Consider the following 14,392-nt stretch of genomic DNA (forward strand, 5'->3'; position numbering starts at 1 on the left):
ACCATGCACCTCGACCACGCCCCCATCGGCCCCGCCGCCGTCAGCGCCGACGCCGTACGTCCCGACGGCACCCGGCGTGCGCTGCGCATCGGGCTCGGCGGACCCGTCGGCTCGGGCAAGACCGCGACCGTCGCCGCCCTGTGCCGTGCGCTGCGCGACCGGTTGTCCATCGCCGTCGTCACCAACGACATCTACACCCGCGAGGACGCCGCATTCCTGCTGCGCAACGCCGTGCTGCCGCCGGAGCGCATCCAGGCGGTCGAGACCGGAGCGTGCCCGCACACCGCCATCCGCGACGACATCTCGGCGAATCTGGAAGCCGTGGAGGACCTGGAGGAGAGCGTCGGCCCCCTCGATCTGATCCTGGTCGAGTCCGGTGGCGACAACCTCACGGCCACCTTCTCCAAGGGGCTCGTGGACGCCCAGATCTTCGTGATCGACGTAGCGGGCGGTGACGACATCCCGCGCAAGGGCGGGCCGGGCGTCACCACCGCCGATCTGCTCGTGGTCAACAAGACGGACCTCGCGCCGTACGTCGGCTCCGACCTCGGCCGGATGGCCACGGACGCCAAGGAGCAGCGAGGTGAACTGCCGGTGGTCTTCACCTCGTTGAGGAGCGAGGAGGGCGTCGCCCCGGTCGCCGGGTGGGTGCGCGAGCAGCTCGCCGCCTGGAACGCATGAGCGTCCACGCCACCGCCCGCATCGTCGCCACCCGGGACGGGCTGCCGGTCCTGGCCGGCGACGGTCCCCTCGCGCTGCGCCGTACGCGGCCGGCCCTGCCGCAGTCCCGGGCGCACTCCCGCGTCACGGTCGTCGGCGCCATGAGCGCCCCCCTCGGAGGCGACCGGCTCGCCGTCGAGGCCGACGTCGGCGATGGCGCCCGGCTCGACGTCGACTCGGCGGCCGCGACCATCGCCCTGCCCGGCCGGGGGAGTGAACAGGCCCACTACGACGTGCGGTTGACGGTCGGCGAGGACGCCGAGCTGCGCTGGCTCCCCGAACAGCTCATCTCGGCCCGGGGCAGCGACCTGCGGATGCACACACGCGTCGACCTCGCCGCCACCGCACGTCTGGTCCTTCGCGAGGAGCAGATCCTCGGCCGGCACGGCGAGGAACCGGGAACCCTGACCACCCGGCTGACCGTCCGCCGGTCCGGCCGCCCGCTGTTCGACCAGGAGCTCTCCTACGGCTCCGGTGCACCGCCCGGCTGGGACGGGGGAGCGGTTCTCGACGGACACCGGGCCGTGGGCCAACTCCTCGCGGTACATCCGGAATGGGCCGACAAACCGTATGAAACCCGTCTCTGTGGCGACTCGGCCGTCCTCACCCCGCTCGCCGGTCCGGCCTTCCTCGTCACCGCTGTCGCCCCCGACGCCCGGCAACTGCGCCGGGTGCTCGACGAGGTGCTGCGCTCGGAACTGCCGTCCTGAGAAGGGATGTTGGGCCGTCCCTTCCCGGGCGTACCGCTCAGCGGGACCGTGCATACCGGTTATTGGTTCGGTAAAGAAACACCAGTACGGCCTGTTCCCCGCAGCCTCACAGACGAAAGGATCCCCCGGAGAACTTCGACGACAGAAGGGGGAGTTCTACGTGAGACGCACAGCAGTGCTCGGCTCGGCCGGCACTCTGATGGCGGGCACCCTCATAATGGGCGCCGTCGTGGCTCCGGCGGCCAACGCCGACGGCCGCGGCGGTTCCGAGGCGCGTGGCGTTCAGCTTGCTGCCGAACGTGCCGCCAAGAAGGGCATCGACTGGGCGGACTGCCCCGCGGACTGGGCGATAGCCAAGCCCATCCAGTGCGGTTGGGTGACCGTCCCGCTCGACTACGCACGACCGAACGGCAAGCAGATCAAGCTCGCCGTCGACCGGATCGGCAACACCGGTTCGAAGGCGGACCGCCAGGGCGCGCTGATCTACAACCCCGGCGGCCCCGGCGGTTCCGGTCTGCGCTTCCCGACCCGGGTCACGGGCAAGAACCCGCTCTGGGCCAACACGGCCAAGGCGTACGACTTCGTGGGCTTCGACCCCCGGGGTGTGGGCCACTCGGCGCCGATCTCCTGCATCGACCCGCAGGAGTTCGTGAAGGCTCCGAAGGCCGACCCGGTGCCGGACAGTGAGGCCGACAAGCGGGCCCAGCGCAAGCTCGCCGCGGAGTACGCGGACGGCTGTGCCGAGCGCAGCGGCTGGATGCTGCCGCACATGACCACGCCGAACACCGCTCGCGACCTGGACGTGATCCGGGCCGCACTCGGTGAGAAGAAGCTCAACTTCCTGGGCGTCTCCTACGGCACCTACATCGGCGCGGTCTACGCGACGCTCTTCCCGGGCCATGTGCGCCGGATGATCGTCGACAGCGTGGTCAACCCGTCCCGGGAGAAGATCTGGTACCAGGCCAACCTGGACCAGGACGTCGCCTTCCAGACGCGCTGGAACGACTGGAAGGCATGGGTCGCCAAGAACGACGCCGTCTTCCACATCGGGAACACTCCGGAGAAGGTCGAGCAGCAGTGGGTGAAGCTGCGGGCCACCGCGAAGAAGGCCCCGCTCGGCGGGGTCGTCGGACCGGCGGAGCTGATCAGCTTCTTCCAGGGTGCGCCGTACTACGACTCCGCCTGGGTGCCCACCGCCCAGACCTGGAGCAAGTACATCGCAGGTGACACCCAGGCACTCGTCGACGCCGCGGCGCCGGACCTGTCCGACACCGCGGGCAACATCTCCGCGGAGAACGGCAACGCCGTCTACACGGCCGTCGAGTGCGCGGACGCCAAGTGGCCCACCAGCTGGCGCACGTGGGACCGGGACAACACCCGGCTCCACCGGGACCACCCCTTCATGACCTGGGCCAACGCCTGGATGAACCTTCCCTGCGCCACCTGGTCGTCCAAGCAGCAGACCCCGCTGAACGTGAAGTCCGGCAAGGGCCTGCCGCCGGTGCTGATCGTCCAGTCGACCCGTGACGCCGCCACTCCCTTCGAGGGCGCCGTCGAGCTGCACAAGCGGCTCAAGGGCTCGCGTCTGATCATCGAGAAGGACGCCGGCTCGCACGGTGTGACCGGTCTGGTCAACCCCTGCATCAACCAGCGGGTGGACTCCTACCTGCTCAGCGGCAAGGTCGACAGCCGCGATGTGACGTGCACCCCGCACGCCACGCCGAAGCCGTAAGTCCCGGTTTCACGGAGGAGGGGCGGCCGTTCACGGCCGCCCCTCCTTCATGTCCCGGGCCCTCGTGCGGTCTTCATGTCCCGGGCGTACGTCAGCCCGCGATGTCCGCCGTGCGCGGCTCGGCGACCGCGGTGTAGTCGGCGGTGCGCAGCGCCAGCGAACGGTCCAGCCGCGCCGCGTTGAAGAAGATCTCCTCGTGCACCAGCAGGGCGGGGTCCACGACCAGTTCGAGTTCGGGGTCGAAGGAGAACGGCAGGATCGTGCCGCTCACGCTGCCCGCGAGCCGCTCCGCCACCTCGGGTGTCGCGAATCCGGCATAGGTGCCGCCCAGCAGGCCCTTCACCGCACCGAGGTCGACCCGGCGGTCGCCCGGCACCACCGCAAGGATGTACCGCTTCTCCTTCTTGCCGATCTTCACCATCACCACGATGCACTTGGCGGCCTGCGCCAGAGTGTTCCCGCGCAGCGCGCTGACCGCCTCGGTCGCGCCCTGCTCCTCGTGCTCGATGATCCGGTACGCCGCGCCGCGCTCGTCCAGCAGCCCGATCAACTTGGCGTACATGCCGTGCTCTTCGCTCACTTCGATTCCCGTCCGCGCTCGGCCAGCCATGCGTCTTCCTCCGCGTAGGGGAAGAGGTCGACCTGCGGAGCGTACAGCTCGGCCATCCTCGGGAAGGCCTCGGTCCAGTCCCGGCCGTGCAGCTGCCGGGCCAGCCACTCGACGGTCTTCGGCAGCGAGTCCTCGTAGGTGGTCACCGCCCGGTAATCGAGCTCTCGTTCGGCCGCGGCCATGTCGTAGACGATCGGGTGCTCCACACTCCACGGCGTCACCCCGACATCGCCTCGCGGGCTCGCCCCGTCCACGAGCACGGTCTCGCTGCTCCGGCCGAGGACGGCGTCGACGGCCGCACCGATCTCGGCGACCGTCGGCGCCACGGGATCACCGGCGTTCAGCACCCGCGACCCCGGCCGGAGGGCCGCCAGCCGGATCAGTTCGGCGAGGTTGGAGACATGTACCGGATGGAAGCGGTCGCGGCCGCCGTGGGCCAGGATCCGCACCGGCCGCCCGTCCACCGCGCGCTTCACGAAGTACAGCTCGCGCGGCGTGCGGCAGTGCGGCCCGTGGATCGCCCCCGCACGCAGCAGCGTGGTCGCGGGGTGGTCGCCGGCCGCCAGCAACTCCAGTTCCAGCGCGACCTTTCGGGTGCCGTACGTGGCATCCCCGGGCGCCACGGTGCGCTGGGTCTCCGGGATCGGCACCGGATAGCGGGGGAAGCCGTCCGGCTCGCGCTGTGTGTCGAAACTGCGGCCCTGATCGTCCTCGTACACCGCGCCGCTGGAGATGACGACCGCCGAGCCGACCCGGTCGGCGAGAGAGGTCAACTGCCGCGCGTGGTCCGCTCCGTAGGCCACCATGTCGACCAGCACGTCACAGCCGTCGCCGAGCGCCACCGCCAGCGCCGTCTCGTCCTCCCGGTCGCAGACGACTGCCCGCACCTCCTCCGGCCAGCTCTCGTCCCTGCCGCCGCGGCGGGAGAGCGCCCGCACCTCCCATCCGTCCGCGGCGAGCGCGCGCACCGCGGCCCGGCCCACCTGTCCCGTTGCTCCGACGACGACTGCGTTTCCCCTGGTCATGTCCAAACGCTAAGGGCCCGGCCGAGGCCGGGCCCAGAAACTTGGCGGAGCGCAGATTCGCTCTCAGCGCCGCCGGCGCGGGAACTTCTTCGCCGGCTCCAGTTCCGCCTTCACATCGGCCGCGTACCGGTCGACGTACTCCTGGCCGGACAGTTCGAGGATCGCGTACATGATCTCGTCGGTGATGGCGCGGATCGCGGCCTTCTCGTTCTCCATCCCCTCGTAGCGGGAGAACTCCATCGGCTCGCCGAACCGCACGGTGACCTGCTTGATCTTCGGCAGCTTCTGCCCGGGAGGCTGGATCTCGAAGGTGCCCACCATCGCGCAGGGAATCACCGGCACGCCTGCCCGCAGAGCCATCACGGCGACGCCGACCTTGCCCTTGTAGAGCTTCCCGTCGTGCGAGCGGGTGCCCTCCGGGTAGATCCCGAGCAGCTCGCCCTTGCTGAGCACCCCGAGCCCCTCACGGATCGCGGCCTGCCCGGCCTCCTTGCCGGAGCGGTCGACCGGGATCTGACCGGCGCTGCGGAAGAACGCGGCGGTCAGCCGGCCCTTGAGGCCCGGACCGGTGAAGTACTCCGCCTTCGCGAGGAACGTGATGCGGCGCTTGATGATCGCCGGCATGAGGAAGTGGTCCGAGAACGACAGATGGTTTCCTGCGACGATCGCCGCGCCGTCCTCGGGGATGTGCTCAAGCCCCTCGATCCGGGGCCGGAACAGCAACCGCAGAAGCGGCCCCAGAATGACGTATTTGAGCACGTAATAGAACACTTCAGGGTGCTCCTCACTCGGTCCGGAATCAGGATCAGGGCCGCGTCGTCCCTGGTCAGTCGGTGTCTTGGGGACGGTCAGTTTATGTGCACGGCACGCTCCGCGTAACCGTGCCCGACGGGATGAGCCACTGCTCCGGTCGGGCGATGTGTTGCGGTTGTGACGACGTGAGGTCACTCTGGTCAGTGACCCAGAAGCGTCAGGTGCTCACTCTTCGCACTCGGGGGCCCGCATCCGAAGAGACAGCCCTGTTGCGGTGAGGAGCCACGGTCATGCACGTTCAGGCCGCCTGCCGATACACCTTGGAAGTGCAGGCAACCACAGAGCGGATCCCCCAGATCCGGCGCATTCTCGCGGCACATCTTCGGCACTGGAAGCTCGAAGCGCACATCACCCCCGTCTGTCGCGCGGTCGACGAACTGGTCGGCAACGTCGTCCAGCACGTCACGGGTGACAAGACCTGCGTGGTGGAACTGCGCTGGACCGGGCGGCATCTGATCGCGTCCGTGGCGGACAACGACAGCCATATGCCACGGCTGACCAGTTCCTGCCCGTCGAGGGGCGGTCTCGCGACCGTCGCCGTCCTCAGTGACAGCTGGGGCACGTGCGGTACGACGACCGGCAAGGTGATCTGGTTCAGCCGGCGGGTGACACAGGCCGAGCGCATGCTGCGGGCCACCCCCGCCCCCTCGGCCCCGATGCCCGAGTTCAAGCCCCTTCCCGTGGACCCCGTCGTCCAACGGGAGGTCGAGCCCGCAGCGCGGCACCGGGCTGAGGACACCGAACGCGTCCCGGTGGGTGTCGGCTGAGGCACCGGCCGGTTCGAGGCGGCGGCCCCGGGGCCGTACGGGCGATTTCTGTCGCCCGTACGCGCGACCGGGGCCGCGCGGCCGCTTGCCACCGCGCCCGTCCAGGAGTGCTCTTGCCTCCGTCGGTCCGACCCTGCGTCGTTCCCCGAGCCCCAGGAGCCTTCGATGTACCGCAGTGTCACTCTTGCCGCAGCCGCCCTGATGACCCTTGCCGCCGTGGTGCCCGCGCAGGCCGCGGACGAAGAGCCCGTCGCCGGCGAGGGGCTGTTCCTGACCGTGTCCGGCAGCGAGAACACCTGGATGCGCGGGGTGATGCTGAAGTGCGCACCCGAGCCCGGCGGCCCGCACCCCGCGGCGGCGGACGCGTGCGCGGCGCTCACGAAGGCCGGCGGCGACCTCGACAAACTGCCCGCCGACCCGCACCCGTGCACCAAGAAGTTCGACCCGGTGACGGTCGAGGCCACTGGCAGCTGGCAGCAGCGCTCGATGAGCTGGCAGAAGACCTACGCCAACGCGTGCGCGCTCGACGCGGCGACCGGAGCGGTCTTCCGCTTCTGAGCACCGCCCGGCGGCCGACCTGCCGGGCACTGCCCGGCGCCCTTGCCTTCTGCCGGGCGCCGGCCCGTTCCGCGTAGCGGCCGAGCGCCCGCGGCGCCCGCCGTCAGGTGTTGCCGCGCGAGGCGATCACCCCGATCGTCAGCAGGCCGAGCACGACCCAGCCGAACCAGAGCCAGCCGTTGCTGCCGAGTGCTGCCGTATAGGCGGTCACGACCACCAGGGTCGAGACGGTGAGCACTCCCATCGCCTTCGTGGATCCGGACATGCGCGCCCTCCTCCGTGCGGCCACGGCCGCCCAGGACCATGGTCACCCGCGAGGAGGGCTTCGCGCTACTGCCCGTCCGCCGTGCTCACTACCGGCTGCGTGCCTGGAGCGAGGCGAGATAGGCGTTGTACGCCTCGAGCTCCTTGTCGCCGTCCCGGTCCGCGGCCCGGTCGAGGCGCCTGGCCTGCCGCTGCTCGGAGCGGTACCACTGGAAGACCAGGGCGATCAGCACCAGCACGGACGGGATCTCGCTGAACGCCCAGGCGATGCCGCCCGCGGCGTTCTGGTCGGTGAGTGCGTCGATGCCGAGCGAGGCCGGCGGGTTGCGGTAGGCGCCGATCATGGGCTCGGTCGCCATCATCAGCGCGATACCGAAGAACGCGTGGAACGGCATCCCGGCGAAGAGCTCCAGCATCCGCATCACATAGCCCGGCCGGTGCGGCCCGGGGTCCACGCCCATGATCGGCCAGAAGAAGACCAGGCCGACGGCGAGGAAGTGCACCATCATCGCGGCATGCCCCACGGTCGACCCCATCAGGAAGTCGAACAGCGGCGTGAAGTAGAGGCCGTAGAGGCTCGCGATGAACAGCGGGATGGTGAACGCCGGATGGGTCACGATCTTCATGTACCGGCTGTGCAGCAGTGCGAGCAGCAGCTCGCGCGGACCCTTGCGGCCGCGGCCGGCGACCGGCAGCGCGCGCAGCGCCAGCGTGACCGGCGCCCCCAGCAGCAGCACGATGGGGGACAGCATGCTGATCACCATGTGCTGCACCATGTGCACGCTGAACATGACCATGCCGTAGTCGTTCAGCTTGGTGCACATCACCAGGGCCACGCTCAGCACGCCCACGGTGAACAGCACCGTGCGGCTGACCGGCCAGCTGTCGCCGCGCCGGCGCAACCGCAGCACCCCCCAGCCGTACAGCACCAGCGCGAGCACACAGCCCGTCAGGAAGAACGGGTCCGGGGAGAACTCCAGACCCCGTCCCAGCGTGAACGGCGGCAGATCCATCGTCATGCCGTGCCCGCTGTGATCCATCTGTGCACCCCTGTGCGTACCGATTCGTGCTTGTTGTCCGCACCAGACTAGAACTGCCCCCGGCCGCGGTTGCGGCCGGGGGCAGTTCGCGGTCTGCGACTACCTCACAGGACGGTCTCGGCCTCGGCGTACCGCTCGTCCGGGACGGTCTTGAGCGTCTCGGTGGCCTCGGCCAGCGGCACCATCGTGATGTCCGTGCCGCGCAGCGCGGTCATCATGCCGAACTCACCGCGGTGCGCCGCCTCCACCGCGTGCCAGCCGAAGCGGGTCGCGAGGACACGGTCGTACGCCGTCGGGGTTCCGCCGCGCTGGACGTGCCCCAGGATGACCGGCCGGGCCTCCTTGCCGAGGCGCTCCTCCAGCTCGATGGAGAGCTGCCGGGCGACGCCCGCGAAGCGCTCGTGCCCGTAGATGTCCTTGCCGCCCTCGTCCCACTGCATCGAGCCCTCGCGGGGCTTGGCGCCCTCGGCGGCGACGACGATGGCGAACCGCTTGCCCGCCTCGAAGCGCTCACCGACCCGCTTGCTGAGCTCGTCGATGTCGAACGGCCGCTCAGGGACGACGATGGCGTGGGCGCCGGCCGCCATGCCCGAGTGCAGCGCGATCCAGCCGGTGTGCCGGCCCATGACCTCGACGACCAGCACACGCTGGTGCGACTCGGCCGTGGTCTTCAGCCGGTCGAGGGCCTCGGTGGCCACCCCGACCGCCGTGTCGAAACCGAAGGTGACGTCGGTCGACGCGATGTCGTTGTCGATGGTCTTCGGCACGCCGACGATCGGCAGGCCGCCCTCGGAGAGGAGGTTGGCCGCCTTCAGCGTGCCCTCGCCGCCGATCGGGATGATCGCGTCGAGGCCGAGCTCGGCGACATGTCCCTTGGCGCGTTCCACACCGTCACGCAGGTGCGCCGGCTGGACACGGGAGGACCCGAGGATGGTTCCGCCGCGGGCCAGGATGCCGCCCACGGCGTCGAGGTCGAGCTTGCGGTAGTCGCACTCCAGAAGTCCCTTCCACCCGTCGTGGAAGCCGATGACCTCATCGCCGTGGTCGACGACGGCGCGGTGTACGACGGAGCGGATGACGGCGTTCAGGCCGGGGCAGTCGCCGCCGGAGGTGAGCACACCAATGCGCATTGCCCGAATTACCTTTGCAACGTGGGCGGACTCCCGGACCACGTCGTCCGGTCGGATCCCCGCCACCCTACCGGCGCGAGGCGGCGGGAACCGAACCGGGCGTCCGAGTGCTGGACGCCCGTCGCCCCGGGCGCGCCGGACGCCGGACTGCCGTCCGTCCGGCGCCCGGGGACGGCGCGGACGCCGGCGTGTGCCTCGGTGCCGCGCGGTGTCAGGCGGGCTGGGTCGCGGTGGCGATGCGCTCGGCGCGCAGCGCCTCGTACCAGCGGTCGTCCGTCGGCGGCAGGGCGTTCACATCGAGGGCCAGCTTGAGCAGCAGGTCCGCGATCTGCGGGTTCCGCGCCATGACCGGGCCGTGCATATAGGTGCCGAACACGGTCTCGTTGTACGCGCCCTCGGTGCCGTCGCCGGTGCCGTTGCCCCGGCCGAGGATGGTGCGGGCGAACGGACGGGCCGAGGGGCCGAGGTGCGTGATGCCCTGGTGGTTCTCGAACCCGGTCAGCTGCGGCAGGCCCAACTGCGGGTCGATGTCGCCCAGTACGTCGCCGACGCACCGCTCGCCCTCGCCGCGCGTGGAGACCACGTCGAGCAGGCCGAGGCCCGGCTCGCGCTCACCGAGGTCGTTGATGAACTCGTGACCGAGGATCTGGTAACCGGCGCAGACCGAGAAGATGATCGCGCCGTTGGAGGCGGCCCGGCTGAGCCCGCCGTCGCGGCGCAGCCGCTCCGCCGCGAGCCGCTGCGGCCGGTCCTCGCCGCCACCGATCAGGTAGATGTCGCCGGAGGTCGGGATCGGCTGGTCGCTGCGCACGTCGATCCGCATCACGTCGAGGCGGCGCTGACGGGCCCGGCGCTCGACGACGAGGGCGTTGCCCTGGTCGCCGTAGGTGCTGAGCAGGTCCGGGTAGACCCAGACCAGACGCAGGCTGTTGTCGCTCATGCTCATGTCCTTTTCGCAGTCCCCGGTCAGTTCCCGACGCGGCGGCGCACGTCCTGGAAGGCGGTGTAGTTGGCGATCAGCTCGATCCGTCCCGGCGGGGCGAGCTGCACCGCCTCGTCGACCGTCTCGCAGACCCGGAAGTCCAGGTTCGCGACCTCCAGCCGCACGGCCAGGTCCAGCCGGCGGTCGCCGATGACGAAGATCGGGTGGCCGGCCAGCCGGGTGTAGTCGACGTCCCAGAGCCAGGAGGTGTCCGTTCCGTCGGCGCCGCGGGCGTTGACGGACAGGATGACCGGCGTCGGCGGCGGGTCGATCAGGGAGAACGTCTCGAGCCAGCCGGCCGGGTTCTTGGCGAGCAGCAGGCGCAGATCACGGCCCTGGAAGGAGACCACGTCATAGCGTCCGGCCACGGCCTGCACCGCGTACATGCGCTCCAGCGCGACCTGTGGCGGAACGCCGAAGCAGGCGGCGACCGCGGCGGAGGTGGCGGCGTTGGCCTTGTTGGCGCGGCCGGGGAGCTGGAGGTGGATCGGCCAGGCCGAGCCGTGCGGGTCGAGCACATGGTCGCCGCTGAGGACCCAGCTCGGGGCGGGACGGCGGAAACCGCACTCGCCGCAGAACCAGTCGTCGCCCGGGCGCTGCATCACACCGCCGCAGGACGGGCAGGACCAGGCGTCGTCCTTCCACTCCTGGCCGGCTGCGACCCACACCACGTTGGGGGACGAGGAGGCCGCCCACACGATCAGCGGGTCGTCCGCGTTGGCGATGACCATGGCCTTCGAGCCGGCGAGGCCCTCGCGCCACTTCTCGGCCAGCATCCGGGTCTCGGCGGCACGGTCGAGCTGGTCGCGCGAGAGGTTGAGCAGTGCGATCGCCTTCGGCGTCACATCACGTGCGACGCCGGCGAGGTACTTCTCGTCGACCTCGATCACACCGAACTTGGCGTCGGAGCCACCGGCCAGGGCCGAGGTGATGCCGGCGGGCATGTTCGCACCCAGGGCGTTGGAGACGACCGGACCGCTGGCCCGCAGGGCCTCGGCGATCAGCCGGGTCGTGGTGGTCTTGCCGTTCGTCGCCGACACGAGGACGACGTCCAGATGCTGCGCGAGCCGCCCCAGCAGATCGGGGTCGAGCTTGAGCGCGACCCGGCCGCCGATCACCGATCCGCTGCCGCGTCCGGCGGCGCGCGACACCGCCGCTGCGGCCTTGCCTGCCGTCACGGCGAGCTTGGCGCGCGGCGTCAGGGGCTCCGAGTTGCCTGACATCGTCCTTGATCCTCCTTGCATCGGTCCGGCCCAGCCTATCCAGGTCCGGCCGCACGGCCCTACCTCGGCACCGCCCGAGACGCGGAGGTCACGGCTGAACGTACGCTTGCGGCCATGCGAAACCGCCCGATCCCCGGCAGTTCCGGACTCGTGAGGACCATGAGCCTCCTCGGCGATCCCGTGCTGCACACCCCCTGTGAACCCGTCAGCGACTTCGGTCCCGGACTGAAGCAGCTCGTCGAGGACATGTTCGCGACGATGTACGCGGCGCAGGGAGTGGGCCTGGCCGCCAACCAGGTGGGCGTCGGGCTGCGCGTGTTCGTCTACGACTGCCCGGACGACGAGGACGTGCGCCATCTCGGACACATCGTCAACCCGCGCCTGGTGGAGGCGGACGGGGTCACGGTGCGCGGCCCCGAGGGCTGTCTGTCGCTGCCGGGCCTCGAGGCGGGGACGCCGCGTCACGACCGTGCGGTGGTGGAGGGGACGACCGCGGACGGGGAGCGGGTACGTGTCGAGGGGACCGGATTCTTCGCGCGCTGTCTGCTGCACGAATGCGATCACCTGGAGGGGATCGTGTACCCGGACCGGCTCACCGGCCGGCGCCGCGCGAAGGTGCTGCGGGCGGCGGCACGCGCGAAGTGGAGCACATAGAGCGGGACCGGGTCTTCCGCCGGCGGGAGCCGAATCGCGCGGCGCCGCTGTCCGGCGCCGCTGCCCCGGCCTCAACACGCCCTGCGGAGACTCCCTAGAAGCCGGGCCCGTCCTCGCGGTCCGGCACCTCGAACAGGCGGCCCCACAGCAGATCCGTCAGGCTGGTCACCAACTGGGCGCGTGAGCACGGGCGTTCACCGAGCCACCAGTCGCCGGCCGCGTGCATCATGCCGACCATCCCATGGCCCCACACCCGTGCGAGCTGCTCACCGTCGGGCCCCAGGTCCACCCGGTCGTGGATCACCTTGGCCAGTTCCTCACCGAGGCGGCGCAGAAGCGGTGCCGAGTGGCGGCCGACGTCGAATCCCGCCTCCGGCTGGTGGGCGTCCTCGGCGGGATGCATCAGGAAGCGGTAGACCTGCGGCCGGGCCTCGATCGCGGCGAGGTAGGCGTCGAGCGTGGCCTCGACCCGCTTGCGCCGGTCGGCGGGCGCGTCGACGGCCACCCGCAGCGAGGCGAGCAACGCGTCCGTGTGGCGCTTGGCGAGCGCGCGGTAGAGACCGCCCTTGTCGCCGAAGTGGCGGTAGAGGATGGGCTTGGTGATGCCCGCCTCCGCCGCGATGGCGTTCATGGAGGCTTGGGGACCGTCCCGGAGTACGACACGGTCGGCCGCCTCCAGCAACTCGCGACGGCGCTGGTCGGCGGCCGGTCGGTCCTGGTCGGACGACTGGTGTGTGGTCTCCATATGGCTTTCTCCCCGCCGTGCGATTGCGTAACGCCTGCGCAAACTAACACCCTGCCCGCCCGTACCGGGGATCCCCCGGCGTTCGGTTGACATGGGCTACTAACCGGTAACAGACTGCGGTTACCGCAAGTAACATGCAGGAAGACACCGCAGTGCTGGAGGGGACATGGCCGAGTTCACGCTCGATCTCAACGACGACCAGAAGCAGGTCAGGGACTGGTTGAACGGCTTCGCCAAGGACGTGATGCGCCCGGCCGCCGCAGAGTGGGACGAGCGTGAGGAGACCCCCTGGCCGGTGATCCAGGAAGCCGCCAAGGTCGGAATCTACTCCCTCGACTTCTATGCGCAGCAGTACTTCGACCCGACCGGTCTCGGCATCCCGATGGCCATGGAGGAGCTCTTCTGGGGCGACGCCGGCATCGGACTGTCCATTGTCGGTACGGGACTTGCGGCGGTCGGCGTCCTCGCGAACGGCACCGAGGAGCAGATCGGCACCTGGATCCCCCAGATGTACGGCGACGTCGACGATGTGAAGGTGGCGGCCTTCTGCTCCTCCGAGCCGGACGCCGGCTCGGACGTCGGCGCGATGCGGACCCGCGCGGTGTACGACGAGGCCAAGGACGAGTGGGTGCTGAACGGCACCAAGACCTGGGCGACCAACGGCGGCATCGCCAACGTCCATGTCGTGGTGGCCGTCGTCGACCCGGAGATCGGCTCCAAGGGTCACGCGTCCTTCATCGTGCCGCCGAACACCCGGGGGCTCTCCCAGGGCCAGAAGTTCAAGAAGCACGGCATCCGCGCCTCGCACACCGCCGAGGTCGTCCTGGAGGACGTCCGCGTACCGGGGTACTGCCTGCTGGGCGGCAAGGAGAAGCTGGACGAGCGCCTCGCCCGGGCCCGCGAGAGCGTCAAGGCCGGCGGCGAGAGAGTCAAGAACGCGGCCATGGCGACCTTCGAGGCCTCGCGTCCGGCGGTCGGCGCGATGGCGGTCGGCACCGCCCGTGCCGCGTACGAGGTGGCCCTCGACTACGCCAGGACGCGCAGCCAGTTCGGCCGCCCGATCATCGACAACCAGGGCATCGCCTTCCAGCTCGCCGACATGCGCACCCAGATCGACGCGGCCCGGCTGCTGGTGTGGCGCGCCTCGTGGATGGGTGTGACGGGCAAGCCCTTCACCTCCGCCGAGGGGTCGATGTCCAAGCTGTACGCGAGCGAGGTGGCGAAGAAGGTCACGGCGCAGGCGGTCCAGATCCTCGGCGGCAACGGCTACACGCGCGAGTACCCGGTCGAGCGCATGCACCGCGACGCGGCGATCTACACGATCTTCGAGGGCACGAGCGAGATCCAGCGACTGGTGATCGCCCGCACCCTGTCGGGCATGACCATCCGCTGATCACGGCCGGCGGGGCGGGCCCGAAC

General features: G+C 70.3%; 16 protein-coding genes. 7 read left to right on the forward strand and 9 right to left on the reverse strand.

What is annotated here, in order from left to right; translation table 11 throughout:
* Positions 1-3: 3 nt before the first annotated feature.
* From ureG to RPQ07_RS31880, 3 genes are all read left to right on the forward strand, one after another.
* On the forward strand, positions 4-681 hold the full coding sequence (gene ureG, locus RPQ07_RS31870) for an urease accessory protein UreG (RefSeq protein WP_313947676.1): 678 nt from the start codon (positions 4-6) through the stop codon (positions 679-681).
* Positions 678-1,430, forward strand: coding sequence for an urease accessory protein UreD (locus tag RPQ07_RS31875; protein WP_313947677.1), 753 nt, complete (start codon positions 678-680; stop codon positions 1,428-1,430). The genes ureG and RPQ07_RS31875 overlap by 4 nt, the downstream gene beginning before the upstream one ends.
* Positions 1,431-1,629: 199 nt before the next feature.
* Positions 1,630-3,162, forward strand: coding sequence for an alpha/beta hydrolase (locus RPQ07_RS31880; RefSeq protein WP_313949103.1), 1,533 nt, complete (start codon positions 1,630-1,632; stop codon positions 3,160-3,162).
* Positions 3,163-3,253: 91 nt separating this feature from the next.
* Here RPQ07_RS31880 and RPQ07_RS31885 read toward each other — a convergent pair whose 3' ends face one another.
* The 3 genes from RPQ07_RS31885 to RPQ07_RS31895 all read right to left on the reverse strand — a co-directional run bounded on the left by RPQ07_RS31885 (position 3,254) and on the right by RPQ07_RS31895 (position 5,568).
* Positions 3,254-3,724, reverse strand: a complete 471-nt coding sequence (locus tag RPQ07_RS31885; RefSeq protein WP_313949104.1) for a YbaK/EbsC family protein — start codon at positions 3,722-3,724, stop codon at positions 3,254-3,256.
* Between the two features lie 14 nt (positions 3,725-3,738).
* Entirely contained in the window at positions 3,739-4,797 is a 1,059-nt protein-coding gene (locus tag RPQ07_RS31890; protein WP_313947678.1) for an NAD-dependent epimerase/dehydratase family protein, read from the reverse strand.
* Positions 4,798-4,860: 63 nt separating this feature from the next.
* The gene (locus tag RPQ07_RS31895; protein WP_313947679.1) at positions 4,861-5,568 is read right to left on the reverse strand and encodes a lysophospholipid acyltransferase family protein; all 708 of its coding nucleotides are present in this window, start codon (positions 5,566-5,568) and stop codon (positions 4,861-4,863) included.
* A gap of 272 nt (positions 5,569-5,840) precedes the next feature.
* Between RPQ07_RS31895 and RPQ07_RS31900 the strand changes: the two genes are divergently transcribed.
* Positions 5,841-6,377, forward strand: a complete 537-nt coding sequence (locus tag RPQ07_RS31900; protein WP_313947680.1) for an ATP-binding protein — start codon at positions 5,841-5,843, stop codon at positions 6,375-6,377.
* Between the two features lie 165 nt (positions 6,378-6,542).
* Positions 6,543-6,935, forward strand: a complete 393-nt coding sequence (locus tag RPQ07_RS31905) for an SSI family serine proteinase inhibitor (protein ID WP_313947681.1) — start codon at positions 6,543-6,545, stop codon at positions 6,933-6,935.
* Between the two features lie 103 nt (positions 6,936-7,038).
* Here the strand turns inward: RPQ07_RS31905 and RPQ07_RS31910 are convergent, their stop codons facing one another.
* The 5 genes from RPQ07_RS31910 to RPQ07_RS31930 all read right to left on the reverse strand — a co-directional run bounded on the left by RPQ07_RS31910 (position 7,039) and on the right by RPQ07_RS31930 (position 11,574).
* Positions 7,039-7,200 carry a hypothetical protein gene (locus tag RPQ07_RS31910; RefSeq protein WP_313947682.1) on the reverse strand — a complete coding sequence of 54 codons (162 nt, stop codon included), beginning with the start codon at positions 7,198-7,200 and terminating at the stop codon, positions 7,039-7,041.
* A gap of 88 nt (positions 7,201-7,288) precedes the next feature.
* Positions 7,289-8,239, reverse strand: coding sequence for a cytochrome c oxidase assembly protein (locus RPQ07_RS31915; protein ID WP_313947683.1), 951 nt, complete (start codon positions 8,237-8,239; stop codon positions 7,289-7,291).
* Between the two features lie 104 nt (positions 8,240-8,343).
* Positions 8,344-9,369: a 6-phosphofructokinase gene (locus tag RPQ07_RS31920; protein ID WP_313947684.1), complete on the reverse strand. Its 1,026-nt coding sequence runs from the start codon at positions 9,367-9,369 to the stop codon at positions 8,344-8,346.
* 211 nt (positions 9,370-9,580) lie between these two features.
* Complete coding sequence (locus RPQ07_RS31925; protein WP_313947685.1) at positions 9,581-10,309, reverse strand: glutamine amidotransferase; 729 nt, start codon at positions 10,307-10,309, stop codon at positions 9,581-9,583.
* A 26-nt stretch (positions 10,310-10,335) separates the two neighbouring features.
* Positions 10,336-11,574 (reverse strand): Mur ligase family protein, encoded by a 1,239-nt coding sequence (locus RPQ07_RS31930; protein WP_313947686.1) that lies wholly within the window; start codon positions 11,572-11,574, stop codon positions 10,336-10,338.
* A 114-nt stretch (positions 11,575-11,688) separates the two neighbouring features.
* On the opposite strand from RPQ07_RS31930, the gene def reads away from it, so the two are divergent.
* A complete protein-coding gene (def, locus tag RPQ07_RS31935) occupies positions 11,689-12,228 on the forward strand; it encodes a peptide deformylase (RefSeq protein ID WP_313947687.1) in 540 nt (179 codons plus the stop codon).
* Positions 12,229-12,322: 94 nt separating this feature from the next.
* On the opposite strand, the gene RPQ07_RS31940 is transcribed toward def, so the two are convergent.
* Positions 12,323-12,973 (reverse strand): TetR family transcriptional regulator, encoded by a 651-nt coding sequence (locus RPQ07_RS31940; protein WP_313947688.1) that lies wholly within the window; start codon positions 12,971-12,973, stop codon positions 12,323-12,325.
* A 166-nt stretch (positions 12,974-13,139) separates the two neighbouring features.
* Here RPQ07_RS31940 and RPQ07_RS31945 point away from each other — a divergent pair, with 166 nt between their 5' ends.
* On the forward strand, positions 13,140-14,366 hold the full coding sequence (locus RPQ07_RS31945) for an acyl-CoA dehydrogenase family protein (RefSeq protein WP_313947689.1): 1,227 nt from the start codon (positions 13,140-13,142) through the stop codon (positions 14,364-14,366).
* The last annotated feature ends 26 nt before the right edge of the window (positions 14,367-14,392 follow it).

The organism is Streptomyces sp. AM8-1-1, from assembly GCF_032229325.1.
Taxonomy (GTDB): Bacteria; Actinomycetota; Actinomycetes; order Streptomycetales; family Streptomycetaceae; genus Streptomyces; species Streptomyces achmelvichensis.